Genomic DNA, 22,249 nt, shown 5'->3' on the forward strand with positions numbered 1-22,249 from the left:
GTTAGAACGCTCTTTACCACTCACGACCCTCTCGTACGACTACGCAAAGCGCCCAAATCAGGCACTTCGATCCCGGCTGGCGTCCTCTGTAGACGGTCGCGCCCCGGGTTCGGTGGTGGCGACTTATCCAGCCTGATCGATCAGAGCGACAGTCATCGAAGGGCGCATTCCAGGATCAACTTAAGCTGCGTGGCAAGAGGGTTAGAACCCGCATTGCCACTCACGACCCTCGTCGCGAAGTGAACATATGGGCATTAATCAGGCATTTGTCCACCTGAAGATGTCCTATGTGGACAGTCGGACTGCGATCTACTCTCGTCGGCCTGTTCAGATCCGCCCCGGGCACGACCCGACCGCGAAACACGATGTCGCGAAAGCCACTTTCGGGACATCAGATGTCCCGAAAGTGGCTTTCGCGACATGGCCGCTCGGCATCGGACGCGTCGAAGGACGCTTTCGTCCCGTCGCCGGCCTCGCCCACGAACAAGCCACCCTGCCCCCCAATAGATCTCAGCGCACCGCCGGTTCGACGGTGAGTGTTCCCGACTCCGTGTCCAGGACGGCGGCCGGTCCCAGCGGGAGGGAAAGCGGGTCCGGGCCATGTCCGACGTCGAGCCCGCCGAGTACCGGCACCCCCAGTGAGCTCAGCCGGTCTTTGAAGACGTCGACGAGAGTCCACTCGCGATCGACATAGCCCTCGAAACCGGGAAACCGGCCGAGGGCGACACCCCGCACGCCTTGGAGCGCGCCGGATCGGATCAGCTGGGTGAGCTGGCGATCGACCTGTCCGAGACCGATGGCGCGCTCGGCTTCGAGGAACAGGATGGTTCCCGCCAGGGAAGGCAATCCGACGCCGATGGCGTGGGCGACGGTGCTGAGATTGCCGCCGACGAGGTGGCCGGCGGCGGTGCCGGATACTTCGGCCGCGACGGTCATGGCGCGCGGGTCGCGGCGCAGGGTGGCGGGTTCGCCGCTCATCAGCAACCGCCGCGTCGCGTTCGCGGACCTGGAGCCCGCCAGGAAGCCATGGATTCCGGTCAGTCCGCACTGCCGCCAGAGCGCGAGGTGCAAGGCGGTGATGTCACTGAAACCGACCATCGGCTTGGGGTCGGCCCGGACCGCGGCGAAGTCGATCTCGTCGGCGATGCGGTACGCGCCCGCGCCGCTGCGGGTGGCGATCACCGCGCGGACACCGGGATCACGGAACGCGTCGTTGAGATCGGCCAGACGGTCTTGGTCACGGCCCGCCATGTACCCCCACTGGTCGAGCGCGTGCGCGCCGACTTCGACCACGAGGCCCCAGCCTTCCAGGACCGCCGCGGACTCGGCGAGCAGCTCACGGCTCGGAAAGCTGGCGGGGGACACGAGGCGAACGCGATCACCCGGCCGCAGCATCGGTGCCACCAGAACACGGCGTTCGGTGCTTCGCGAGCCTGCCACCCGATGATCGTGTCAGAGCACCGGGATCTCCGCCCACACCGTTTTGTACCCGGCGCCGCTGTCCACACCCCAGGTGGTGCTGATCGCCTCGACCAGCGCGAGCCCTCGCCCGTGGGGGCTCGCCGGATCCTGTTTCGTCACGCGGCGTGGCTTCAGCCGCGGGCGGCGGTCGTCGACCTCGACGCGGACCACGTCGCGGCCGGAGGAGACGGACACCCTCAGTTCGGCGACGCCGTCCGCGTGTTCGTGCGCGTTGGTGAGCAGTTCCGTGGTCAGGAGTTCGGTGTCCGCCATGGTGGTTCGCCCGACGCCATCCAGCTGATCTCGCAGCCAGGCCCGGACCTGTCCCAGCGGCGGGGCGACGCCACTGGGAAATTCGTAAGCTTGCCTTGTTCCGGTTGTACCCACGCGTGTCTCCTTAGCGGGTTTCCCAGCTGGGCCAAGAGCATGGGCGCAGTGGGGGAGTACCCAAGGAGGACGGGGTTCACACGCGGGCGGGATCGGCGATCGCGGTGACCCGGATCTCCACTCGCATCTTCGGGGCGCCGAGCGCGGGAACGCCGATCTCGGTCCAGATCGGCGCCCGGTCGCCCATGTGCTCGCGGAACTGTTCGACCATGACGCGGTTGTGGGTCTCGCCGATGAAACCGGGGGATTCCGGGACGTGGTACGAGTTCACGGCGATGACGTCACGCCAGGTGGCGCCCGCGGTGGCGAGGGTCCGTTCGATGTTCTCGAAGGCCCGGACGATCTCGTCCTCCAGCGACTCCGGGAAGGTGAGGTCGTCGTCCCAGCCGCCCTGTCCCGAGATCTCGATGCGATCGCCGACGCGCACCGCTTGGCTGTAGCGCATCTCGGCCAGCTGCCGGTCGCCGTATCCGGGGGTGACGAAGAACTCCGGCTCGGTCATGGTGGATCCTTTCATTGACTTCATGCTTGAAGTCAACGTAGCACAGGATGACTTCACGTGTGAAGTTGCGCGATGCTGGGTAAGGTTCCGCCATGGCCACCTCCGACCAGGACGACGCGTTGTGGCTGAACCCTGCCGAAAAGGAGGCCTGGACCGGCCTGGTCTCGCTGGTCCTCCTGCTGCCGGGGAAGCTGGAGTCGCCGCTGCAGCACGACGCGGGGCTGACGCTGTTCGAATACCTGACCCTCAGTCATATTTCGGAGGCTCCGGAACGGCGTCTGCGGATGAGTGAGCTGGCCTACCTCGCCAACGGTTCGCTCTCGCGTCTGTCCAATGTGGTCAAACGCTTCGAGCAGCGGGGGTGGGTGGAGCGCTCGCCCGACCCCGATGACGGCCGGTACACCCTCGCCGCGCTCACCGATGACGGTTACGACGTGGTGGTGGCCGCGGCGCCCACGCACGTCCGGTCCGTGCGGGACCTCGTGCTCGACCCCTTGACCGCCGAGGATCAGCAGGCGCTGGCCCGGATCGCCGCCAAGCTGCGGACGAGGCCGGTCGACCTCGCCTAGGGCGTGTTTCATAAGCCATGTTCGCGGTCTCCGCGCCCAGGTGGCCCCTGACGGCACGGGCGGACGCGGCCGAGTACGACCCGGTACGAGGCCGATCCGCCCGCACCGTCAGGAACCACCTGGATCACGAAGCCCATCGAACAGACTTATGAAACACGCCCTAGGCCGACCCTCTTTGCCGGAAGGAACGTGTGACAGCCGAACCGCGTGAGACGCCGATACCGTCCGCATTGACCCATGCCGTCCGGCGATGGCGGGACCACGGCGAACCTTCGCAGCCGGCTTCCCGCTGGTCCCGCGGTTCCTGGCTCAAACGGTTCCCGGATCATCATTCGTTCCTCGACGCCCTGCCGGAGCACATCGATCGGGCCGAAGCGACACGGCACGCCGAGCGCGCCACCACACCGGAGGGCGCCGAACCGGCCTTCCTGGTCGCGATGATCTGGGGATACGGATCGGTCGGCTACGGCGCCTGGCGCACGGCGCGTGTGCTGGCCGAGAACCCGCACGCGGTCGATCGGCTGACGGAGGTGGCGCTCGTCGCTCGAGATCGCGGCGGCGTCGCCGCGTTCCACGAACTGGCGGGCAGGCCGCTGCGGTATCTCGGTGTTGCCTTCGGTACCAAGTACCTCCGGTTCGTCACCGCCGCGCTGGCTCCCGCCGACGTCGGCGCCCCGATCCTGGACGCCGTCGTCCGTCGCTGGCTCGCCACTCACGCAGGCCTGCGCCTGGACATCGACGCATGGCGGCCGGCCGTCTACGAAAAGTACGTCGCGTTGCTGGGGGCGTGGTCCGAGGAGCTCGACCTGACCGTGGACACGGTGGAGCAGATGATCTTCCGGTCGGCGATCAGCCAGGAAGGGTCGGCACTGTGGGGAGAGCGATGGGCGAGCTCCGACGAGTCGGTGACGCCACCGTCGCCCACGCAACTCGCGGAAGCCGCACTCCTCGAACTCGAGAGACTGTTCGACACAGCGGACACCGCACGCGCGCAGGAAGCCAGGCCCCACTTGGACGAACTGGCGCGGATCATCCCGAGAGGCTGGGCGGCCGAGACCCGGCAACCGCCCCGCGACGTCTAGCATCCGGGCATGAACAGGGCTGGGGAAGATGACCTCGTCATCGAATTCGTGCCGCCTTTGATCGCGCTGTTGCTGGCCGCGGAGCGCTCGAAGGGTGGTCCTCTCACGGAGGAGGAGGTCCTCGAAATCCGTGATGGGGCAACGTGCATCCGCTCGCCGAAGTCGTTGTCCGAGGCGATGGCGGAACAGCGCGGCTACACCGACCTCGACCCCGAGCGGTGCTGGGAGCAGTGGCAGTCCGTGCGGACCGAACTGACGGAGTGAGCGCTTCGTCGGCCGCGGCGCCCACCCTGGCGATCATGGCGTGACGCGGCCGAAGGTGACCGCCTGCTCACATGCGGTTCACGCCGAGCTGTGGACAGGAGCCCCGCGGGCATGTTGGCTTGAGACCCGGCCGTACCTGGCGTGGTCGGTTGTTTCTGCCCTGCGACGTCGAGGAGTGGCGCCCTGAGCCTGTCGGAGTACCTCCGAGCGAACTGGATCGACGTCGTGAACGACGCGATCCTGCACGTGGATCTCACCCTGGCGGCGATGGCGCTGGCCGTGCTGGTCGGCATGACGATCGGCCTGCTCACCTACCGGCGGCGGTGGCTCGGCGCGATGGCGACCACGACGACGGCGGCGTTCCTGACCATCCCGTCGATCGCGCTGCTGGGCATCCTGATCGGCCCGTTCGGACTGGGGCTGACGAATGTCCTGTTCGCGCTGGTGCTCTACGCGCTTCTGCCGATCACGCGCAACACGATCGTCGGGCTGCGTGGCGTCGACCCGGCCGTGGTGGACGCGGCGCGCGGGATGGGGTTCGGCCGCGCGCGGCTGCTGTTTCGCGTGCGCCTGCCGCTTGCCTGGCCGGTGATTCTGTCCGGTATCCGGGTCTCGACGCAGATCACGATCGGTATCGCGGCCATCGGCGCGTATGTCAAAGGCCCTGGCCTCGGCAACGAAATCTTCGACGGGCTCGGCCGGTTCGGCTCGGTCAACTCGCTGAACCAGGTACTCACCGGGACGCTCGGGATCATGGTGCTGGCGCTGCTGTTCGACCTGGCCTTCGTGGTGGTCGGCAAGCTGACCACACGGCGGCGACCCCGTGCCCTGAGAGCGGCGGCTTCGGCGATGCCGGGGGGAGCGGCCGGAAAGGGCGGCGAGACGATCGAGCTGCGGGACGTCAGCAAGCTCTACCCAGGACGAGCGGTACCGGCGGTCGAAAGCCTGACGATGCGCATCCCCGCGGGTGAAATCGTCGTGCTGACCGGTCCGTCGGGGTGCGGCAAGACGACGACCATGCGGATGATCAACCGGCTCGTCGAGCCCACCGCGGGCGTCGTCACGATCGGCGGCACCGACGTGTCGGCGCTCGACCTCGACGAACACCGGCGCAACACCGGCTACGTCATCCAGCAGATCGGGCTCTTCCCGCATCTGCGAGTGGACGCCAACATCGGCGTGGTGCCGCGGCTGCTCGGCTGGACTCGACGCCGCGTCTTCGACCGTGTGCGCGAGTTGCTCGACGTCGTCGGCCTGACCCGCGAGCACGGCGTCCGGTACCCACGTGAGCTTTCCGGCGGTCAGCAGCAGCGTGTCGGGGTGGCGCGGGCGATGGCCGCGGACCCGCCGGTCATGCTGATGGACGAGCCGTTCGGCTCCACCGACCCGATCACGCGCGCCCGGTTGCAGGACGAATTCCTTCGCCTGCAAAGGGAAGTGCGCAAGACGATCGTGTTCGTCACGCACGACTTCGACGAGGCGCTGAAGGTGGGCGACCGGATCGCCGTGCTGCGGCCGCGGTCGGTGATCGCTCAGTACGACACGCCCCAGGCGATCCTCGCCGCGCCGGCGGACGACTACGTCGCGAGCTTCGTCGGCTCGAAGCGGAACTTGAAGCGGCTCGCGCTGATCCGGGTGGGTGACCTGGGCCTCCAGCCGTCGGCCGAGCCGGACGGCCTGCCTTCTGTCCGCCCCGATGACACCCTGCGGGACGTGCTGGACGTGATGGTGCGGACCGGCAGCACCGCCGTCGTGGTCACCGAGGACGGCACCGCGCAGCCACTGGGGGTGTGCGACGTGCCCAGTCTCGTCGCGGCGCTGAGATCCACCGAAGAGGGGCCCACCGGCGAGGCGCCCGCGCCCGCGATCCCGGACGCGGCGGAGGCGCCCGGGCCGGACACGACGGTGCCCGCGCGGCCTCGACGGCGCCGGCTCGGCCTGCTGGTGCGTCCGGTCCTGCTGACCCTCGCCTTGCTGGCGCTCTTCCTGATCGTGCGCGCGCAACCGCTCGACTCGATCGAACAGCGCTTTCTCAACCCCGGCGAGATCTTCACCGAACTGGGTGCGCACCTGCGGCTCACCCTGATCTCGACGGTGTGCACCATCGCCATCGCCCTCCCGCTCGGCATCCTGCTCACCCGCGCCGGCGCCCGCTGGGCCCGGCCCCTCGGCCTGGGGCTGGGCAACCTCGGCCAGGCGATCCCGTCGATCGGGCTCGTCGTGCTGCTCGCGCTCTGGATCGGCACGGGCACCGCGACGGCGGTGGCGGCGCTCGTCGTCTACGCCACCTTGCCGGTGCTGCGCAACACGATCGTCGGGCTCGACGGCGTCGACCCGACCCTCGTCGACGCCGCGCGCGGCATGGGCATGGGCAAGGCGGCCATCCTGTGGCGGATCGAACTGCCGCTGGCCGTCCCGGTGATCCTCGCCGGTATCCGGACCGCGCTGGTGCTCACCGTCGCGAGCGCGACGCTGGCGACCTTCATCGGCGCCGGCGGTCTCGGCGGAGGGCTCGTCGCCGGGATCGGTTTGTACCGCCCGATCCTGAGTCTGACCTTCGGCATCATCGTCGCCGCACTGGCGCTCTTCGTCGACTGGCTGGGGCTGGTCGCCGAGGAGGTCCTGCACCCGCGCGGCATGTAGCTCGACCGACTTCAAGGAGGACCAACCCATGCGGATGCTCCAGCGCACGACCGCCGCCGTGCTCGCGCTCGTCGTGACGACGGCGCTCGCGGCAGGCTGCACGATCGGCAAGGACGAGACCGGCGCCCAGGTGGGCGCGGGATCCATCCAGAAGATCGACGCGCTGAACGGCGCCAAGATCCGCGTCAGCTCCAAGGAGTTCGACGAGCAGCTGCTGCTCGGCCAGATCGCCCTCGTCGCATTGCAGGCGGCCGGAGCGAGCCCGGAGGACAAGACCAACATCACCGGCTCGAGCAACGTCCGCCAGGCGCTCACCAGCGGCGCTGTCGACCTGTACTGGGAATACACCGGCACCGCCTGGATCAGCTACCTCAACCAGACCAAGCCGATCAATGATCCGCAGGCGCAGTACGACGCGGTCAAACAGGCCGACAACGCCAACGGCGTCACCTGGTGGGCACGCTCGCCGGCCAACGACACCTACGCCCTCGCCGGGAACCCGGCGACACTGGCCCGGACCGGCGTCAAGACGCTGTCCGACTACGCGGCCCTGGTGAAGCGGGATCCGGCAGCGGCCGCGACCTGTATGGGCCCGGAGTTCAAGAGCCGGGACGACGGGTTCCCCGGCCTGGCGAAGACCTACGGGTTCACCCTGCCCGACTCGCAGGTGCACCTGCTCAACGACGCCGTCGTCTACCCGAGCATCGGCAAGGGGGACCCCTGCGGCTTCGGCTCGGTCGCCTCCACCGACGGGCGCGTGGCCGGGCAGAACCTCACCGTGATCGAGGACGACAAGCACTTCTTCCCGACGTACAACCCCGCGATCACGATCGCCACGCCGATCGCTCAGAAATACCCGCAGCTGGAGCAGGTCTTCACGCCGATCGCCGCGAAGCTCGACACCGCGACGCTCACGGACCTGAACAAGAAGGTCAGCGTCGACGGCCAGAAGGCCGCCACGGTCGCTCGCGACTGGCTCAAGTCGGCGGGCTTCATCAGCTGACGTTCCCGCCGGCGTGCGGAGGGCCCACCAGCGTGACGTCGCGGGGCCGGTAGCCGTCGAAGTAGGGCATCGGCGGGTGGGTGAGGATCAGCAGGATCACGGCCAGCGCACCGAATCGCGGCAGGTCGAGTTCTCGTCTGCCCAACCGGAGCCACAGTACGAGGACGAAGTTCGTGATGAGCAGGAATCCCCAGCGTGCCTCGTCCCATCCGCCGAAGGCGAGCAGCACCGGCGCCACCACCGCGGCGAGCGACAGCAGGGTCGCCGCCGAAGGCCGGTGCAGCATCAGGAAACCGGCCACCACCACCAGCAGGATCGGCAGCAGATAGAGCAGGACGCCGGTGATCGAGTAGAGCTGCCAGCTCTGCGCCTGGGTGCGGTCGAACAGTTCGAGCGCGTCGGCGCGGTAAGGGAAACCCGCGTTCGCCAGTACCTGCTGGAAGCTCTGCACCGCACCCGCCTCGGCAGGCGGCACCGCCAGCACCACCAGCCCGGCGGCCACGGACGGCACGAGAACCGCGCAGGCCTTCCGGAACGGAAGCTTCCGCAGTGCCACGAAGCCGAAGACCGGAACCACCGTGAGCAACGCGATTTCGTGCGTCAGCACGGAAGCCACCATCAAGGCACCGGCGGATATCGGCCGGTTGCGGTGCAGCGCCCACAAAGCGGCGAACAGCAACAGGTACACCACCTGGTCGAGGTAGCCGACCTCGTGGAACAGGTAGCCGCCGGTCGGCAGCAGCAGCCAGCCGATGACGAGGAATCGCCTGCTCACCGAAGAAGCGCGGAAGAACGCGACCACCAGTGCCGTCAGCACCATCAGCAGCACGGCGAAGCCCGCGACGGCGTACACCACGTAGTGATACCCGAACAGCGCCGCGAACGGCCGCAGCACGGTGCCGACGAGGAACCGGCGGTGAAACCCGTCGGTCAGCGAAACGGATTCGAGCGTGACGGCCCAGTCCGAAGGCGATCGGAATCCGGTGTAGGCCGCGAGCAGCAACACGACCACGAACACCGCCGCGGCCACTCGTCGTGGCCCGTTCTCGAGCGGGAGCGCCCGCGATCGTGGTAGATCGAGCGACTGTAATCGGGCGTGAGAGGGCGCCACAGGAATGGTGCTCATAAGAACAAAATCCTTGCGTGAGAAGAAAAAGATACCGAGAAAACTCAGTGATTCACGACGGTCCGGCGGTAGTCACGGATTCCGGTGACGGTCAGGGCCGCCACGACCAGCCCGGCCAGGCTGACTTGGGCGATCGTAAGCAGGTCGAAAGTGATGATCCCGCGCTTCAGCACCAGGGTCTGCGCCACCACCAGCGCAAGACACACGGCCAGCGCCAGCGTCCACGCCGCCGTGCGCTGGTCGATGCGGCGCCGGAGAAGCAGGTATCCGGCACCGGACAGCGCGCACAGCCAGACGAGAGGGGACGTCCCGGAGAGCCCGCTGAGGTCGTTCGCGAAGAGGTACCCGGCTGTCACGGCGGCGACCAGGCTTCCGCCGATGGCCCACCACCACGGGCGCGCCGGCGGCAGCGGGGCGTCGGCATGGAAGGCCAACAGCAACAGCACCAGCGGAAGCCACTGCGGTGCGTAGTTCACGACCAGCTCTGGGCCGAGGCTGAGCGAGTACCTGGTCAGGCCCCAGAGCGCCCCGGCGGCCAGAATCGCGACGGCGGCGATCCGCGCCGCGCGGCGCCACCCGTCCACCAGCAGGGCGAGCGGGACCAGGGCGATCACCAGCAGGACGAGGTGCCTGCTCAGGTCGGACCTCAGCGCGGAGTGCATGAGCGGGGACAGGTCCCCGCCAGGATGCGCGAGCATGAGCCAGAGCCGGTCGCCCGCGTGGCCCGCGGATTTGAGCACGCCCCAGAGCAGGCCGAGGAGCACACCCACCCGCGTCAGGTCACCCAGTGCGACCGTGCGGGCGGGTGCCGCCCGGCCCGCGAGCCGCGTCCGCACACCCAAGGCCAGCAGGGCCCACAGTTCGCTCCACAGTGCCGCGCGCGCCCGCTCTCCGTGCAGGTCGAGCAGGGTGCCGACCATCTCGTCGCCGCGTTCGGCGCGATACCAGACCGGGAGTACCCGCACCAGCGTGCGGTACTGGGCCTCGGCGCCGATCATGCCCGCAGCTCCGCCGCCTGCGGCCACTGGCCGCGGGCTCGCAACACCGTGCTGGCGGCCTCGACGTTCGCGGCCAGCCTGCGGGTCTGATCGGCCAGTGCCGCGTTGCCCGCCCCGGTCAACCGGTAGTAGCGCCGGAGCCTGCCCTGGTGGATCTCCTCACGGTCGTGCTCGGCCCAGCCGTCGGCGACCAGCCTGTCCAGCACGCCGTAGAGCGTGCCGACCCGCAGGCGCACCCGCTCCTCGGACAGCTCCTGCACCCGCTGGACGACGCCATAGCCATGCCGCGGCTCGTCCGCCAGCGCGATCAGCACCAGGAACGTCTGCTCGGACATACTTCGATCCGCCATGAGTTCATATATATCACAAGCCGATATATAGCGGCGGGCGTTGCTTCGTCACCTAAAGACGGTTCGCCGTCAGGTCACGACCGGTAGCCGGGCGCCTGGTCCGCGGCGGATACGGGGCTGTCCGCCTCGTCAAGATTGGCGACCAGTCTTCTCAGCAGGTCCAAAAGGAGAGCGACGTCGTCGGCGCTGAAGCCTCGCAGAGCCTGATCGTTGGTCTCGAACAACGCCGAGTGCACCTGCGTGAGCTTTGCTCGTCCGGACTCGGTCAGCGAGATCAGGCTGACTCGTCGATCGTGCTCGGCAGGGGTGCGCCGGATGAGACCGTCGCGGTCCATCCGGGAGAGCAGCTGCGCCATGGACGGCTGCTCGATCCGGGCCAGCTCCGCCAGTTCCTTCTGGGAGAGCGCGTCGGCCTTGCTCAATGCCGCCAGTACGGGCATTTGCGCGAAGGTCAGCCCCAGTGGCCGCAGGCGCCGGTCGTTGATCCGGGACATCGCGCGCGAGGCGATGTTGATCAGCGCGGCGGGCGCGGAGTCGAACCTGGGGAGCGTCACGCCGGAAGTATATAGGATCCTATTGACCAATTACATAGGTGCCTATACGGTTCAACTCATAGGAACCTATGTAATCGAGGAGAGACCGTGATCATTCGCAACGTGACCGTCATCGACGGGCTGGGGGCCGCCCCGATCGCCGATGCCGAAGTGGTGGTGACCGACGGACGGTTCAGTGCCATCCGTTCGGCGTCCGACGCACGACCGGTGACCGAGGGCACTCCCGTGCTCGACGGGAGAGGTGGCTACCTGGTGCCGGGTCTGTGGGAGAGCCATACCCATTTGGGCGGGTTCGCCATGTTCAAGCCCGAAAACGAGCGGGCGAAGTATGTTTCGCAGCTGCTCACCGACTTCCTGGAGGTCGGGGTGACCACTGTCGTCGACCTCGGCGGTCCACTGGAGATGGAGCTGGCCGCCCGCGACTACCGGAACAAGGCCACCGACGCCGCTGCACGGTTGTTCTTCGCCGGGCCGGTGTTCACCGGTGTGGAGGGCTGGCCGATCCTGGACGATCCGAAGCGCGCCCCCATCGCCCACCAGATCGACGATGCCGACGTCGCCTATCGCCAAGCGCTGGAGCTGGCCGATCAGGTCGACTTCATCAAGTGCATTTACGACGGCGAACCCGGCGCTCCGGACAAGCTGCCCTTCGACGCCCTCAAAGCCATCGTCGCGGCCGCGCACGAGAAGGGCAAAAAGGTACTCGTGCATGTCCACGAACGCATCGATCTTGAGGAGGCGGTGGCCGCGGGCGCGGACGGCATCGAACACGCTTTCCAGCCGCAGGAACCCGGCAGTACCGCGGAGGCCCGCGACGTCGCCGCGCTACTGGCGGAAACGAACACCTATTACTGTCCGACGCTGGTCACCTGGGAGCAGCTCGCGAACAACGGCGACGCCGACTATTTGCGGCAGTTGGTCGACGACGGTTTCGCCACGCACGACGACATTCCGGAGATCACCGCCCGCCCGATCTACGGGCGTGAGTTCCCCCGGCATTCCGCGGAGGACTCCCACATCCGTTTCGACTACGCGATGCGCACGTTGGGATTGATGCACGACGCGGGAGTCAAGATCAGCGCGGGAAGCGACGTCGCCCTGTTGATGCCCTCGCCACCCATCGCACTCTTGCGAGAACTGCACTTGCTGGCAAAGGCGGGGCTGCCGCTGCCCGCGGTCCTGGCGGCCGGTACCCGGCATTCGGCCGAGAAGATCGGTCAGCAGGCGGCCATCACCGTCGGATCCGTCGCTGACGCGCTGCTGCTCGACGCCGACCCCTACGCGGACATCGCGCACCTGATCGACCGTTCCCACCACATCGGGACGGTGCGGGCCGGGCGGCCGAGCTGGGATGGGCACCTCGCGCGCTGACTCGCCGACGTCTGCTGTCATGCCGATGGGCGAGCGTTCGTCGTACGTCCGTTACTGCCGGTGCCCCAGGTCTGGTGGCTGGTGATGGCTCGACGGCCAGCCAGGACAGGCGAGGTGGGCTCGTATGTGCCCGTGAACCGGGGTGGTCGCGGTCGAGCGACGGTCTCCTTGGCTTGGTTTACCCGGTCGCGTCCGGAGCCGGGTCCGACGCGCGGAAGGTGCGCCGGTAGGTCGACGGGGCGACCCCCGCTTCCGCCGCCAGATGTCGACGTAGCGAGGTGGCGGTCGCGAAGCCGACCTCGTGGGCGACTCGATCCACCGGGAGGTCGCTGGACTCCAGCAGGTGCCGCGCCCGCCGCAGCCGGTGCTGGGTCAGCCAGCGACCGGGACTCATGCCGGTCTCCTCTCGGAAGCGCCGGGCGAAGGTACGGGTGCTCATTGCCGCGTGGGTGGCCAGTTCGTCCAGTGACAGCGGCGATTCGAGGCGCTGCAGCGCCCAGTCTCGCGTCGGCCCGGTGCCGGTCGTGCTCGCCAACGGCACGGGCTTTTCGATGTACTGGGCCTGACCGCCGTCCCGGTACGGCGGCATGACGCACTGGCGGGCGACCTGGTTGGCCACCTCGCTGCCGTGGTCCTGGCGCACCAGGTGCAGGCAGACGTCGATCCCGCTCGCTGCCCCGGCTGAGGTCAGCACGTCACCGTGGTCGACGAACAGTACGTCGGCATCGAGCTCGACCTGCGGGAACACTTCCTGGAAGTAGTCGGCCAGCGCCCAGTGGGTGGTGGCCCGCCGCCCGTCCAGCAGACCGGCCGCGGCCAGCAGGAAGGCACCGGTGCAGATGGACACCAGACGGGTGCCGGGGCGCACGCGGGACAGGGCTGCGACGGCCCGCGGGTCCGGGGCGGCGGCCGAGGCCAGGGAGATCGCGTACGGCGGGATGACGAGGGTGTCCGCCTCGGGCAGTACCTCGGGACCGTGTCCGGGGGTGACGGTCAGGTCCGCGTCGGTGCGTACGGGCTGTCCGTCCACGCTCGCGGACAGGACCTCGTAGCGGCCACCGGCTGATCCCAGAACCCGGTGCGGGATACCGAGTTCGAAGGGGTAGACGCCGTCGAGGACGAGGACGACGACCTTGTGTGCGTCCGGCCGCAAACGGCGCATCCGACGGTCGAGCTCGGCCACGCGGTCGGCAGAGTCGGAGGGCATGGCAAGAACATATCGGAACATGACCTTCTTGCCATCGTCGCGGATCGGGGCGTCCGGCCAGGATGACCACATGACCTCGACCGAAACCGCCGAACACCCCGGCCCCACGGGCGCCCCGGTGATGCTCGCCCTGCACCAAACCGCCCTTGGTGGTCCCGACGTCCTGCGGCTGACCGAACTCGCGCGGCCCGCACCCGGCCCGGGAGAGATCCTGGTCGCCGTGCACGCGGCCGGACTCAACCCCACGGACTTCAAACACCGCGCTCACCGCATTTTCCTGCCGCCACCGCCGATGATCCTGGGGTGGGACGTCTCCGGCACCGTGGTGGAGACCGGCGTCGGCGTCACCCTGTTCCGGCCCGGTGACGAGGTGTTCGGCATGCTGCCTTACCCCTTCGGCGCCGGTTCCCACGCGGAGTACGTGACCGGTCCGACTCGCGCCTTCGCGGCCAAGCCCGCCGGGATCGACCACGTCCAGGCGGCCGCTTTGCCGCTGGCCGCGCTCACCGCCTGGCAGGCTCTCGTCGACACCGCGGACCTGCGGGCGGGGCAACGGGTGCTGATCCACGCCGCGGCCGGCGGTGTCGGTCATCTCGCGGTGCAGATCGCCAAGGAGCGCGGCGCGCATGTCACCGGGACCGCGAGTGCCGCCAAACATGACTTCCTGCGCGAGATCGGTGTGGATGCCTGCATCGACTACCGCACCGAGGATTTCACCGACACTGAACAACGGTACGACGTCGTCCTCGACGCTTTCGGCGGGGCAACCGCGACCCGTTCGGTGGGCGTGCTCCGTCCCGGCGGGGTCCTGGTGTCCCTGGCGCCGTTCGCCGAAGACACCCAGGCCGCCGCGGAGAAGGCGCAGGTCCGCGCCGTCATCCTGCTCGTTGAGCACGACCAGGCCGGAATCCGCGCTGTCGCAGGACTCGCTGACCGGGGAAAGCTCCATGCGCACGTCTCCGGCACCTTCCCCCTCGCCGAAGGCGCCCAGGCTCACGCCCTTGGAGAGACCGGCCACACCACAGGCAAACTGGTCATCACCGTGCGCTGACGCCGATGGCCGGCCATCGCCCAATTCCGCGTCACGGTCAGCTCAGGGAAGAGCCAGTATCGGGTCCGTCCCTGAGCTGGTGATCTCCGACGGGCTCGCCGTGCCCTGCCCGACGCCTGTACTGTCCATAATGGACTGGAGACCCATGGTCAGTCGCATCGCCACCTGGGCTCATATCCGAAGGCGCGTGGGCCAGCCCCGCGGTTATCCGAGAATTCGCTTGGCTGAGTGTCCGGTACGGACGCGCGTACTGGCAGCGTGTCTATCATGATCGCTGGCCCGCGCCGGAAGGAGATCCACCCGTGACCACTTATCTGCTGGTACCCGGCGCCTGGCACGGCGGCTGGTGGTACGACCCCGTAGTCCCTGCTCTCAAGGAGGCCGGGCACACGGTCGTCGCGCTCACTCCCTTGGGCCTGGATCCGGACGCGAACCCGCCACAACAGGTGATCACCCTGGACGACCACGTGCACCAGGCCATCCAGGCACTGCGGGCAGTTCCGGCGGAGGCGGACGGCACGCGTGATGCAGTCCTCGTCGGCCATAGCTACGGCGGAAGCATCATCAGCGGTGTCGCGGACGCCGAATGCGACCGAATCCGAGCACTGGTCTATCTGGACGCTCTGATGCCCGAAAACGGGGATTCCAGCTGGTCGATGACCAACGACGAGGAACATGCCTGGTACGTCGACGGGGCGGCCCGTACCGGAGCTTTCGTTGACCCCTTGCCGTTTTTCGACAAGCGTGCACGCCCGCACCCGCTGGCCACACTGATGCAAGCCTCGAAACTCACGGGGGCGTGGCGCGGCGTACCTGTCAAGCACTATGTCGAAGCAACAGGGTGGCCTGGCGAATCCCCGCTCGCGACGGTGACGGCGAAAGCACGCGCCGACGAACAGGTCACCGTGCATGCCTGGGACACCACACACAACTTCATGCGCAACGCCTCAGAGCTGGTCCTGAAGCTCATCATCGACCTCTAACCGCGGCACCTGCGCGCAGGTGCCGCGACCCTCGGTACAGACCACATCCCGACGGTCGGGGGTGAGTCTCTTTCGGTGGGACGCGAGTGCCTCGTGGTCCTGCTTCACCTCGCGTGGCGGGTCAGCGCATGAGGACGCCGCCGTTGACGTCGTAGGTGGCGCCGGTGATGAAGCCCGCGGCGTCGGAGGCCAGGTAGGCGACGAGCCCGGCGATCTCGGCGGGTGCTGCGATGCGTCCGACCGGGACCTGGGCGGCGAGTTCCGCCTTCTTGTCCGTGCCGATGGTGTGCACCATGGGGGTTTCGATCATGCCGGGTGCGACGGCGTTCACAGTGACGCCATCGGGCGCGAGTTCGGTGGCGAAGCTGCGGGTCATGGCGATCAGCGCGGCTTTGGACGCGCCGTAGTGTGCGCCGGTGGGGCGGGCTTGCTGGCCGGACAGTGAGGCGATGTTGACGATGCGGCCGAACCCGCGTGCTCGCATGCCTGCGGCGATGGTGCGGGTGAGGAAGAAGGCGGCGCGGACGTTGACCGCGAATACGGCGTCCCATTCGGTGGGGTCGATGTCCCATAGTCCGCGCATGGGCGCCATGGCGGCGTTGTTGACGAGGATGTCGACCGGGCCGAGCTGCTGTACGGCCTCGGCGCAGGCGTTGTCGAGCCGGTCGAGGTCGGCCAGGTCCGCGGTGATCGCGACCGCGCGGGAGCCGAGATGTGCGGCGGTGTCGCGGTTGGCCTGTGCGTCGTGGTCGAGCAGTGCCACCTGCGCGCCGTGGGTGTGCAGGGCTTCGGCGATGGCGGCACCGAGGCCGTGGGCGGCCCCGGTGACCATGGCCGTCCTGCCGGAGAGGTCGAGGATGTTCATGTGGTGTCCCCGGGTGCTAGTGGGTGGCGAAGAACAGGTCGTGGCCGATGCGCGCGTCGATCTCGAGGTAGCGCCACAGCGGGAACCCGTCGACCCGCTCGGTGCGCACGATCCCGCAGACGGCCTGCACGGCGGTCAGGTCGGGTGCGTCGGCGAGGACATAGGAGACGGGCTCACGCGCGCCGGTGCCGACCTGGAGGAGGTCCTCGTCGAGGGTTCCGAGCACGGTGATGCCGAAGCGTTCGCCGAGCCGGTCGAACGCCGGCGGGAGCGCCTCGATGACCCGGGTCTGCTCGTCGGCCGGGGCGGCGTAGAACTCGCGGGTCACCCAGAGACGGAACAGGACACGCAGCTGACCGGATGTGGACATGCCGCTCCCTTCGCTTGCCACACAGGCATTGGTAGAGGATTATCGAACTGTCGCGACAGTATCAAACAGTTAGAAGGTTCTCTAAATGACGCGGGACACAGGGGCGCACCGCGCGGCCGCGGCGGACGCGGATCAGCCGGACATCGACGGGATCAGGCTCGACGCCGTACTGCAGGCCACGGCCGACCCGATCCGCAGGCATATGCTCGCGGTACTTGCCGAACGCGGTGAAGTGACGGCCGCGGAGATGAACCTGCCGGTGACCCGGGCCACCGGCAGCTACCACTGCCGGATCCTGCGCCAGGCCGGCTGGACACACACCCGGGTGCATGGCCGGGAACGGTACCTGTCGCTACGCCGCGAGGACCTCGACGAGCTCTACCCAGGCCTGGTGGACGCCGTGCTCGCCGCGGAACGGACCGAACAGACACGACCGAGATGAGCCACGACAACCAGACAGCCTCACGCCGTCCACGCAGAAGACGCGGAGAAGCCCGCCGTTCCCGGGATGAGACCAGGCGTCCGGGCTCGTCACGTTCGATCAAACCTTGCCGTGTTCAGTCGAACCCGCAGCCTGTGGACGCGCGGCCGGATAACAGGACGCCAAGCGAAAACCGTCGCGAGGACCGAGACACTCACGCCGCACTCGCCCGGTCCACCGAACCCGATCGCCCCTCGAACCCGTTACAGCCAGCAGCCCAGAACAACCGACCGTAACCCACACGAGCCCTTCTCGCGGTCGACGACCGCAAGGCCGGCCCGGTCGTCATGTTGGAGCACTACGCGGAAGGCTGCCACGGCCGGGTATTCGTGTGGACCCAACCGACGGTCGCCTTGACGGACACGTTCCTGCGGACGTGACTGTCCGGTCATGCCGCTGAGGTCGCGTCCTTGACTGCATCCCGCGTCCTGGGGTCAGCGCCGGGGGCGTGTTCCGGGCACCCAAACGACCCCTTTGCCTTATCCCTCAATACGCTCCAGGAACGCGCCGTGGCGGCGACTGTCGACAAAGGGGGCGGGGATGGTCATCAGGCGGCTGAAGCGAAAAGGATGTCGTTGCGATCCGCAGTGGCCGTCGCTGGTCACAGCGCAAAACGGCTATTCGATGCCCGCGATTCCGGACGAGCACGGCAGCCCGTGGACCCGGATGAATGATCTTCGTGCGCAGTGCGGAGTCTGCGGTGCCACCTACCCCGGGAACTTCGTCATAACACCGGGCACACCTCCTCCGTTCGGCTGGGCGAGAGAATCGGAAAGTTAGAGGCATCCATCCGCAGTTCATGCCGATGGGGGTCATCGCCCGAATTCGCGGAAGAAGCCCTGTACGTACGGATCGGTGAGACAGCGGATCTCGGTCGTGGGTCCGGCGACGGTGATCCGGCCGTTGCGCAGGAACACCATGCAGTCGGCGACGCCGGTGGCGGTCAGCAAGGGCACCTCCTGCGTGATGGCGAGTACCGCGGGACCGGAGTTCGCGTACTCGCGCAGGGAGCGCCACACCTCGTACGCGAGGCCTGTATCCAGGGAGGCGGCGGGTTCGTCGGCGATGAGCAGATCGGGCTCGGGCAGGAGGGCGGCGGCCAGCGCGGCTCGCTGGATCTGTCCGCCGGAGTGCTGGTCCGGATAGAGATCCAGCGCGTCGACCGGATAACGGGCAGGCTGCCGGTCAGTGCGGCGGCGATCATGGATTTGCCGGACCCGGATTCGCCCAGCAGAGCGGTGATCCGGCCTTCTGGCACGGCAAGGTCGACCGCGTCGAGAACGGTTTCACTCCACTGGCCGGTGTCGATGTGGACGGTCAGGTCACGCAATTCGGCAGTCACCATGCAGCCTCCCTGGTACCCCGTCATGGTCATCTAGGACAATTCCAGGACGACGCCGTCCTCCGCCTCGTCACCGCCGGGGCCGTGGTCCCGGACGATATCGACGATTTCGTCGAACAGCGTTCAGGTTCCCGCGCCAGGAAGGTCATCGCTGCGGCCGGACATGATCCGAGCTCAGCCTTGGCGAGCCGGTCGAATGGTCAGGTCCCCGATTTCGACATCCTCGGGCTGGTCGATCGCGAAGGCGATCGCCCGCGCCACCGCCGTGGGGTCGATCCCGAGATCGGCCATGCTCTGCCGGACCTGTTCGCGCACAGCCGGATCCTCGACGGCGTTGTCGACGAGCTCGGTGCGGACGTAGCCAGGGGAGATCGACGTCGTCCGGAGAACGCCGTCGGTGCTCTCCTGGCGCAGGCCTTCCAAGAGAGTGCGGACGGCGTTCTTCGTCCCGGCGTACACCGCCTGGGTGGGGACGATCTTCAGCCCGGAGGTCGAGACGACGGTGACGAGGTGGCCACTGCCTTGACGGCGGAACACCGGCAGGGCCGCGGCGATGCCGTGCAGGATGCCCTTGACGTTCACGTCGACCATCGCCGACCAGCCTTCGACGTCGAGGTCGGCGATCGTGCTGATCTTGCTGATCCCCGCGTTGCCCACCAAGACGTCCAGGCGGCCGAAGCGCTCGACGGCGACGTCGACCAGCGCCTTGAGATCGCCGGGATCGGTGACGTCCACCCGGGTGGCGGCCGCCTTGCCACCGGCGGCTTCGATTTCGGCGACCAGCCGGTCCAGCCGGTCGGTGCGGCGGGCGCCGAGGATGACGGCCGCGCCGAGTGAGGCGAGGTGGCGAGCTGTCGCTTCACCGATCCCGCTGCTGGCGCCGGTGATGGCCACGACCTTGCCGTGAATGGTCACGAGGGATCCTCCGCTTAGAATGGATACATGTCCGATTACCCCGGCGAGCCTAGCGGACACGTGTCCGCTTCAGTCAAAGGCGGCGGTCCGCTGCGTGCGGACGCGCAGCGCAACCGAGAACGGATCCTGCGAGCGGCGCACGAGCTCGTGCGGGAGCCGGGGGAGCTGAAGCTCAACGCGGTCGCGAAGGCCTGCGGCATCGGACAAGGCACGCTGTACCGGCATTTCCCGACCCGCGAGGACCTTCTCGTCGAGGTGTATCGCCGCGAAGTGGACGACCTGGTCGCCGCGGCTCCGCGTCTGCTGGCCGCTCATGAACCGCTGGACGCATTGGCTGCGTGGTTCGACCGGGTGGCCGCCTACGCCAGGGTCAAGCGTGACGTGTTCGCCGCCGTCGAGGCGGCGACGTGGCGTGACCTCGCCGCCCACAGTCTCGGCCCGATCGGTGAGGCGGTCGAACTGCTGCTGGCCGCCGGGCGCTCGGCGGGCAGTGTCCGCGACGACGCCGAAGCCCGCGACGTCATCGTGCTCATCAGCTGGTTGTCGCGGTTGGACGACGCCGAGCTCGACGCGCGCGGGCCGCGGTTGCTGTCGATCCTCGTCGACGGTCTCCGCCCGCATGGGTAGTCACGACCCGGGCAGTGCCGCCGTCCAGTCGCGGATCGCGGCGACGAACTCCTCGGGTGCGTCGGACTCCACGTAGAGGCCGGCACCTTCGACGATCACGGTCTTGTGCTCGGGGAAGGACGCTTCCAGGCGCTCACGTTCCTGGGTGCGGAACCCGACTTGGGCGTCACTCCACACGATGAGGGTCGGCAGGTGGGTGAGGTCGGCGAGACCGGCCTCGATCTCGGTGAAGAAAGCCCGGCTGCCGATCATCTGGCCGGGAAGTACGGCCGAGGCCTGACGCCGCCCGGGGGTGTCCATCGCCCGGCGGTAGTGGGTCATCTCGGCCGCGGTCACCTTGCGCCTTCGGTGGCCCAGGGGGACGAACGCTTTGACCACGAGGTTGAACCGCCGGGCCAGGAAACGGATCGGAGGTCCGCCGGCGATGCGGGAGAAGGATTCGAAATGGAGGATCCCGTTGACCGGCCAGGCCCAGCTGTTGGCGAGCACCAGCCGATCGAAGACGCCTGGCCGTCGCCGCGCGGCGGCCAGGCCGATCGGGCCGCCCCAGTCCTGTCCGACCAGGGTGACCCCGTCGAGGCCGAGCGCGTCGACGAACCCGGTGACCACGTCGGCGTGCTCCTCGGGCAGATATCGGTAGCCGGGTTTCGGCGTCGACAACCCGAAGCCCGGATAGTCGAGAGCGACGCAACGAAAGTCGTCGCGCAGCGCGCTGATCACGTCGCGCCAGAGGAACGACCAGGTCGGGTTGCCGTGCAGGAGCAGCAAAGTCGGACCCGAACCCTCGTCGACGTAATGCACGGTGTGCCCGTCGATATCGACGAAGCGGCTCTCGAACGGGAACAGGCTGTCGTCGACCCAGGAGGGTCGCGCGCTATCGGCCATGGCGGCCCCCTCTTGGCTCGGCCTTCCGGTAAATTTGAGCTTGTCACGCACGCCCGGTGCACGCACGCACGGTACCGGGACCTGATCGACGGACTCCCCGGCATCGCGACCAATCTGCTCGCAGATCGGCTCCGCGACCTCGAGTCCGTCGTCCTTACCGTTTTCGCCGCCTGACAGGGGTTCAGGGCAGGACCACGTCGACCCGCAGACCGCCGTCCTCGCCGGGAACGGCGGTCACCCGGCCGTGGTGCGCGGTGGCGATCGAACGCACGATGGACAGCCCGAGCCCTGCTCCGTCGCGGTGGTTCGTGCGATCGGCGGTGAGGCGGCGGAAGGGCTGGAAGAGCGAGCCGACCGCTTCGGCGGGCACGCGCTCGCCGGAGTTGCGCACGCTCAGCGCGGGCTCGACCCCGACGACCACCTCGACCCGGCCGCCCGGCCGGTTGTACTTGATCGCGTTGTGCACCAGGTTGGCGATCAGCCGTTCCAGCAGGACGGCCTCACCGGACACGGTGCGCTCGGCGATCTCGCGGCGCAGGGTGAGCTCGTGCTCGGCCAGCCGCTCGTCGAACTGTGTGAGCACCGAGTCCACCAGCTCGTCCAGCCGCACCGGCACGCTGCCGGGCAGCCCGCGGTCCGCCTCGGCCAGCACGAGCAGTCCTTCGATCAGCCGCTCGTTGCGTTCGTTGACCACCAGCAGTTGCGCCGCCAGCCGCTGGACGTCGTCGCCCCCGCCGGTGACCATCGCGACCTCGGCGAGCGTCCTCTGCACCGCGAGCGGCGTACGCAGCTCGTGCGACGCGTTCGCCGCGAATCGGCGCTGCCCTTCGAAACCGGCCGCCACCCGGTCGAGCATCCTGTTCACCGCGTCGGCCAGCGCCCGCACTTCGCCGTCGGTCTGCTCCAGCCGCATGCGCTGGCCGAGGTTCTGCGGCCCCAGCAGCTCGACGGTGGCGGTGAGCTCGGGCAACGGCCGCAGCACCCACGACGCCACCGGACGCCGTAGCCAGATCAGGAGCACGGCCGTCGCGACGAGCGGCAGGCTCCACAAGAGCCCGCCCGCCACATCGGCGCAGCCGGTGTCCCGCGGGCAGAAGTCGTGGTCCGCAAAGGTCCCGAGCACCATGCCCGCCGACTTGGCGAGCGGGTAGCCCAGCAGCAGAAGCGCGAGCAGGGCACCGAGGAAAACCAGTTCGACGCGGCCTCGTATCGA

Annotated in this window: 24 protein-coding genes and 2 pseudogenes; 10 read left to right on the top strand and 16 right to left on the bottom strand. The window is 68.3% G+C overall.

The window, feature by feature from the left end; translation table 11 throughout:
* Window positions 1-510: 510 nt before the first annotated feature.
* The 3 genes from ACZ5IK_RS26295 to ACZ5IK_RS26305 all read right to left on the bottom strand — a co-directional run bounded on the left by ACZ5IK_RS26295 (window position 511) and on the right by ACZ5IK_RS26305 (window position 2,350).
* On the bottom strand, window positions 511-1,440 hold the full coding sequence (locus ACZ5IK_RS26295) for a S66 peptidase family protein (RefSeq protein WP_465490099.1): 930 nt from the start codon (window positions 1,438-1,440) through the stop codon (window positions 511-513).
* Window positions 1,441-1,452: 12 nt separating this feature from the next.
* Complete coding sequence (locus tag ACZ5IK_RS26300; protein ID WP_465490100.1) at window positions 1,453-1,848, bottom strand: ATP-binding protein; 396 nt, start codon at window positions 1,846-1,848, stop codon at window positions 1,453-1,455.
* A 76-nt stretch (window positions 1,849-1,924) separates the two neighbouring features.
* Window positions 1,925-2,350 carry a Rid family hydrolase gene (locus tag ACZ5IK_RS26305; protein WP_465490101.1) on the bottom strand — a complete coding sequence of 142 codons (426 nt, stop codon included), beginning with the start codon at window positions 2,348-2,350 and terminating at the stop codon, window positions 1,925-1,927.
* 92 nt (window positions 2,351-2,442) lie between these two features.
* Here ACZ5IK_RS26305 and ACZ5IK_RS26310 point away from each other — a divergent pair, with 92 nt between their 5' ends.
* From ACZ5IK_RS26310 to ACZ5IK_RS26330, 5 genes are all read left to right on the top strand, one after another.
* Window positions 2,443-2,919, top strand: coding sequence for a MarR family winged helix-turn-helix transcriptional regulator (locus ACZ5IK_RS26310; protein ID WP_410598491.1), 477 nt, complete (start codon window positions 2,443-2,445; stop codon window positions 2,917-2,919).
* Window positions 2,920-3,110: 191 nt separating this feature from the next.
* A complete protein-coding gene (locus ACZ5IK_RS26315; protein ID WP_465490102.1) occupies window positions 3,111-4,001 on the top strand; it encodes an 8-oxoguanine DNA glycosylase OGG fold protein in 891 nt (296 codons plus the stop codon).
* Window positions 4,002-4,010: 9 nt separating this feature from the next.
* Window positions 4,011-4,265 (top strand): hypothetical protein, encoded by a 255-nt coding sequence (locus ACZ5IK_RS26320; RefSeq protein WP_465490103.1) that lies wholly within the window; start codon window positions 4,011-4,013, stop codon window positions 4,263-4,265.
* 225 nt (window positions 4,266-4,490) lie between these two features.
* On the top strand, window positions 4,491-6,908 hold the full coding sequence (locus tag ACZ5IK_RS26325; protein ID WP_465490104.1) for an ABC transporter permease subunit: 2,418 nt from the start codon (window positions 4,491-4,493) through the stop codon (window positions 6,906-6,908).
* 28 nt (window positions 6,909-6,936) lie between these two features.
* Entirely contained in the window at window positions 6,937-7,911 is a 975-nt protein-coding gene (locus tag ACZ5IK_RS26330; protein ID WP_465490105.1) for a glycine betaine ABC transporter substrate-binding protein, read from the top strand.
* Here the strand turns inward: ACZ5IK_RS26330 and ACZ5IK_RS26335 are convergent.
* From ACZ5IK_RS26335 to ACZ5IK_RS26350, 4 genes are all read right to left on the bottom strand, one after another.
* Window positions 7,904-9,037 (bottom strand): hypothetical protein, encoded by a 1,134-nt coding sequence (locus tag ACZ5IK_RS26335; protein WP_465490106.1) that lies wholly within the window; start codon window positions 9,035-9,037, stop codon window positions 7,904-7,906. The genes ACZ5IK_RS26330 and ACZ5IK_RS26335 overlap by 8 nt on opposite strands.
* 44 nt (window positions 9,038-9,081) lie before the next feature.
* Entirely contained in the window at window positions 9,082-10,035 is a 954-nt protein-coding gene (locus ACZ5IK_RS26340; protein WP_465490107.1) for a hypothetical protein, read from the bottom strand.
* Window positions 10,032-10,370: a PadR family transcriptional regulator gene (locus tag ACZ5IK_RS26345; protein ID WP_465490108.1), complete on the bottom strand. Its 339-nt coding sequence runs from the start codon at window positions 10,368-10,370 to the stop codon at window positions 10,032-10,034. The genes ACZ5IK_RS26340 and ACZ5IK_RS26345 overlap by 4 nt, the downstream gene beginning before the upstream one ends.
* Window positions 10,371-10,459: 89 nt before the next feature.
* Window positions 10,460-10,939 (bottom strand): MarR family winged helix-turn-helix transcriptional regulator, encoded by a 480-nt coding sequence (locus ACZ5IK_RS26350; protein ID WP_465490109.1) that lies wholly within the window; start codon window positions 10,937-10,939, stop codon window positions 10,460-10,462.
* An 87-nt stretch (window positions 10,940-11,026) separates the two neighbouring features.
* Here ACZ5IK_RS26350 and ACZ5IK_RS26355 point away from each other — a divergent pair, with 87 nt between their 5' ends.
* Window positions 11,027-12,310: an amidohydrolase family protein gene (locus ACZ5IK_RS26355; protein WP_465490110.1), complete on the top strand. Its 1,284-nt coding sequence runs from the start codon at window positions 11,027-11,029 to the stop codon at window positions 12,308-12,310.
* Between the two features lie 178 nt (window positions 12,311-12,488).
* Here ACZ5IK_RS26355 and ACZ5IK_RS26360 read toward each other — a convergent pair whose 3' ends face one another.
* A complete protein-coding gene (locus tag ACZ5IK_RS26360; RefSeq protein WP_465490274.1) occupies window positions 12,489-13,472 on the bottom strand; it encodes a GlxA family transcriptional regulator in 984 nt (327 codons plus the stop codon).
* A 115-nt stretch (window positions 13,473-13,587) separates the two neighbouring features.
* Between ACZ5IK_RS26360 and ACZ5IK_RS26365 the strand changes: the two genes are divergently transcribed.
* Both ACZ5IK_RS26365 and ACZ5IK_RS26370 read left to right on the top strand, forming a co-directional pair.
* Window positions 13,588-14,568: an NADP-dependent oxidoreductase gene (locus tag ACZ5IK_RS26365; protein ID WP_465490111.1), complete on the top strand. Its 981-nt coding sequence runs from the start codon at window positions 13,588-13,590 to the stop codon at window positions 14,566-14,568.
* Window positions 14,569-14,870: 302 nt separating this feature from the next.
* Complete coding sequence (locus ACZ5IK_RS26370; protein WP_465490112.1) at window positions 14,871-15,551, top strand: alpha/beta hydrolase; 681 nt, start codon at window positions 14,871-14,873, stop codon at window positions 15,549-15,551.
* A 121-nt stretch (window positions 15,552-15,672) separates the two neighbouring features.
* Here the strand turns inward: ACZ5IK_RS26370 and ACZ5IK_RS26375 are convergent, their stop codons facing one another.
* The gene (locus tag ACZ5IK_RS26375; protein WP_465490113.1) at window positions 15,673-16,416 is read right to left on the bottom strand and encodes an SDR family NAD(P)-dependent oxidoreductase; all 744 of its coding nucleotides are present in this window, start codon (window positions 16,414-16,416) and stop codon (window positions 15,673-15,675) included.
* 16 nt (window positions 16,417-16,432) lie between these two features.
* Complete coding sequence (locus ACZ5IK_RS26380; protein WP_101608416.1) at window positions 16,433-16,786, bottom strand: hypothetical protein; 354 nt, start codon at window positions 16,784-16,786, stop codon at window positions 16,433-16,435.
* An 85-nt stretch (window positions 16,787-16,871) separates the two neighbouring features.
* On the opposite strand from ACZ5IK_RS26380, the gene ACZ5IK_RS26385 reads away from it, so the two are divergent.
* The gene (locus tag ACZ5IK_RS26385; RefSeq protein WP_465490114.1) at window positions 16,872-17,228 is read left to right on the top strand and encodes an ArsR/SmtB family transcription factor; all 357 of its coding nucleotides are present in this window, start codon (window positions 16,872-16,874) and stop codon (window positions 17,226-17,228) included.
* Between the two features lie 851 nt (window positions 17,229-18,079).
* Here the strand turns inward: ACZ5IK_RS26385 and ACZ5IK_RS26390 are convergent.
* The 4 genes and pseudogenes from ACZ5IK_RS26390 to ACZ5IK_RS26405 all read right to left on the bottom strand — a co-directional run bounded on the left by ACZ5IK_RS26390 (window position 18,080) and on the right by ACZ5IK_RS26405 (window position 19,524).
* Window positions 18,080-18,286: a hypothetical protein gene (locus tag ACZ5IK_RS26390; protein WP_465490283.1), complete on the bottom strand. Its 207-nt coding sequence runs from the start codon at window positions 18,284-18,286 to the stop codon at window positions 18,080-18,082.
* 81 nt (window positions 18,287-18,367) lie between these two features.
* Window positions 18,368-18,490: pseudogene (locus tag ACZ5IK_RS26395) on the bottom strand (ATP-binding cassette domain-containing protein); the annotation flags it as partial.
* A pseudogene (locus ACZ5IK_RS26400) lies at window positions 18,484-18,642 on the bottom strand (hypothetical protein); the annotation flags it as partial. The pseudogenes ACZ5IK_RS26400 and ACZ5IK_RS26395, both read right to left, overlap by 7 nt.
* Before the next feature lie 141 nt (window positions 18,643-18,783).
* Window positions 18,784-19,524, bottom strand: coding sequence for an SDR family oxidoreductase (locus tag ACZ5IK_RS26405; RefSeq protein ID WP_465490115.1), 741 nt, complete (start codon window positions 19,522-19,524; stop codon window positions 18,784-18,786).
* Window positions 19,525-19,551: 27 nt separating this feature from the next.
* Here ACZ5IK_RS26405 and ACZ5IK_RS26410 point away from each other — a divergent pair, with 27 nt between their 5' ends.
* Window positions 19,552-20,151, top strand: coding sequence for a TetR/AcrR family transcriptional regulator (locus ACZ5IK_RS26410; protein WP_465490116.1), 600 nt, complete (start codon window positions 19,552-19,554; stop codon window positions 20,149-20,151).
* Here the strand turns inward: ACZ5IK_RS26410 and ACZ5IK_RS26415 are convergent, their stop codons facing one another.
* Together ACZ5IK_RS26415 and ACZ5IK_RS26420 are read right to left on the bottom strand one after the other, a co-directional pair.
* Entirely contained in the window at window positions 20,152-21,036 is an 885-nt protein-coding gene (locus ACZ5IK_RS26415; protein WP_465490117.1) for an alpha/beta fold hydrolase, read from the bottom strand.
* 181 nt (window positions 21,037-21,217) lie between these two features.
* A complete protein-coding gene (locus ACZ5IK_RS26420) occupies window positions 21,218-22,162 on the bottom strand; it encodes a sensor histidine kinase (RefSeq protein WP_465490118.1) in 945 nt (314 codons plus the stop codon).
* Between the last annotated feature and the right edge of the window lie 87 nt (window positions 22,163-22,249).

The sequence above is a fragment of the Amycolatopsis sp. NPDC031561 genome (assembly GCF_055580625.1).